This window comes from Streptomyces sp. PU-14G, from assembly GCF_041028275.1.
In the GTDB taxonomy this organism is placed as follows: domain Bacteria; phylum Actinomycetota; class Actinomycetes; order Streptomycetales; family Streptomycetaceae; genus Streptomyces.
The window spans coordinates 1-2,569 of record NZ_JASKYT010000597.1 but is presented as its reverse complement, the minus strand read 5'-3'; the positions used below and the strand labels follow the sequence as shown (position 1 = coordinate 2,569).

At 74.5% G+C, this 2,569-nt stretch carries 1 protein-coding gene and 1 pseudogene; both read right to left on the bottom strand.

Annotated elements, in window-relative coordinates; all coding sequences use genetic code 11:
- Window positions 1-635, bottom strand: a pseudogene (locus AB8Z75_RS33790) (hypothetical protein); the annotation flags it as partial.
- A gap of 166 nt (window positions 636-801) precedes the next feature.
- Window positions 802-2,196: a transcriptional regulator gene (locus tag AB8Z75_RS33785; protein WP_369208788.1), complete on the bottom strand. Its 1,395-nt coding sequence runs from the start codon at window positions 2,194-2,196 to the stop codon at window positions 802-804.
- Window positions 2,197-2,569 lie beyond the last annotated feature (373 nt).

Sequence of the window (2,569 nt, the reverse complement as noted above, 5' to 3'; positions counted from 1 at the left end):
GGCTGCGCCAGCCCTGGGCCGCCGTAGGTGCCGCCGGCCGACGGCGCCACGCCGCCGTAGGAGCCCGCGTCCGCGTGGCCGCCACCGTAGGCCGCGTCGCTGGGACCGCCACCGTGGGCGGCGCCACCAAGACCGCCGCCGTGGGCCGCGTCGGCCGGGCCGCCGTAGAAGCTCGCGCCCGGGCCGCCGCCGTAGGCGCCCGCGCCGGGGTCGCCGCCGTACGTGCCCTCACCCGTCGGGGCACCCCCCGGGAGGGCCCCCGGGCCCACGGCGTGGGCGCCCGGGCCCACGGCGTGGGCGCCCGGGCCCACGGCGTGGGCGCCCGGGCCCGCGGCATGGGCGCCGGTGCCCAGCTGTCCCGCGCCGGGGTCGCCGTCCCCGCCGGACGGGCCCCAGTAGCCGGGGCTGTGCTGGGAGGCGGGGGCGGAATCCGGCCCCCAGGGCTGGCCCCACGGCTGGCCGGCCGGGGGGCTCACCCGGTCCCGCTCGGCCTGTGCCTCGCGCTGCTGCTGAGGAGTCCACGGTTCACCGTTGGCGGGCAGCACGACACCCTCGTACGGGGTCGTGGAAGCGGGCAGTGGGTCACCGGCAGAGCCGGAAGTCCCGTCCTGTCCGCGTCCGTTGTGCGTTGTCACCGAGGCTCCTCGCTCGCATGCCGACGGAATCGTCGGCTCACGCTACCGGTTACCCCGAACGGGGGACCACGCACCCAGATGTGCGGAGACCCTTCCTTCCCCTCATGGCGGGGCGAATCCCCCAAAAGACCGCCATAAGACGCGTAACGCCACGGCCGCCCGCGGTTCAGACGGCGGCCCGCGCGCTCTCCAGCCTGTCGGCGAACTCGCGCACGACGGCTTCCCTGGCGTACGGCTCCAGCCGCTGCCGGAACTCGTCCAGATACTCCGTGCCCCGGTCCGAGCGCAGGCCTGCGAGCAACCGTGCCGCCTGCGTGCCGGTGTCGCAGGCGCGCTCGACCTCACGCTGCTGGAGTTGCGCGTCCGCCAGCAGGAACAGGCCGATCGCACGCCGCCTCGCCCGGCCCTCCGGGTGCCCCGCGACGGCTTCCTCGGCGCGCGCCGCCGCGCTCCGCGCCTGGCCGAGATCGCGGTGGCAGTGGGCGAGTTCGTCCGCGAGATAGGCGCGGTCGAAGTGGCCGATCCAGGGCGGATCGTCGCCCGAGCCCGCCGCCTCGTCCGCCGCGTCCATGGCCCTCAGTGCGAGATTCACCGCACTCTGGCAGGCGCGCTCGTCGCCCATCAGCGCGTGCCCCCGGGCCTCCGCCGCCTGGAACATGGCCTCCACGCGCGGGGTGACGCGCCCCCGCGCCCCCTCCTGCGCGGCGCGCGCCAGCTGCGCGATCTCCCGCGGATTGCCCAGGGAGGCGGCCAGGTGACTCATGCTCGCGGCGAGCACATAGCCGCCGTACGCCCGGTCCCCCGCCGCCTGCGCGAGCCGGAGCGACTGGATGTAGTAACGCTGCGCCAGTCCGTGCTGCCCGGTGTCCACGGCCATGTAGCCCGCCAGCTCGGTCAGCCGCGCGACGGCGGCGAACAGCGCCCTGCCGACAGACTCCCGGTACGAACCGGCCAACAGGCCCGACACCACGCTGTTGAGGTAGTGCACCACCACGGGCCGGATGTGGCCGCTGCCGTACCGGTGGTCGAGCTGTGAGAGCGCCTCGGTCATGGACGTCACGGCCGCCACGTCCACCGCGCCCACCCGCGCCCCGGAAGCGCGGGCGACCTGGTGGTCGGGCTGGGTGATCAGCCAGTCCCTGCTGGGCTCGACCAGCGCCGAGGCGGCCACCGTCGAACCGCTCAGGAAATCCCGGCGCCCCACGTCGCTGCGCCACAGCTCACACGCCTGCTCGACCGCGCCGAGCACCGTCGGCGCGAACTGGAGGCCCACACCGGAGGCCAGGTTCTTGCCGTTGGCCATCCCGATCTCGTCGATCGTCACCGTACGGCCGAGCTTGCGGCCGAGCGCCTCGGCGATGATGCCAGGGGCGCGCCCGCGCGGTTGCTGACCGCGCAGCCAGCGCGCCACGGACGTCTTGTCATAGCGCAGATCCAGACCGTGCTCCGCGCCGCACATGTTGACCCGGCGGGCGAGCCCCGCGTTCGAGCACGCGGCCTCCTGGATGAGCGCCTGCAGCCGTTCGTTGGGCTGCCTCGCGACGAGCGGCCTGGCGGCCATACGGTCCCCCTCCATCGTGCAGGCCTGCCTGCTCCCGTACCTGCTCAGCTCAGCCGTCGGGCCCAGCTCAGCCGTGGGCCCAGCTCAGCGTCGGCCCGGCTCAGCGTCGGCCCGGCTCAGCGTCGGCCCGGCTCAGCCTTCGGCCCTCCCCAGCTTTCGGGCCCTGCTCAGCCGTCGGCCCCGCTCAGCCGTCTCCCCAGCTGGTGACGCATATGCCATGAGCCCATGACAAACCGGCGAAACGCTTCCAACCGGCACTCTTTTTCCACAACGCACCACAGAGGGTCTACCCAGCCAAGACCGCTCTTTCGTGCACGCGCCCCCACAGATGCCCCCATGCGCTGCCCCGAGCGCGGACCGCACCGCCCACGCC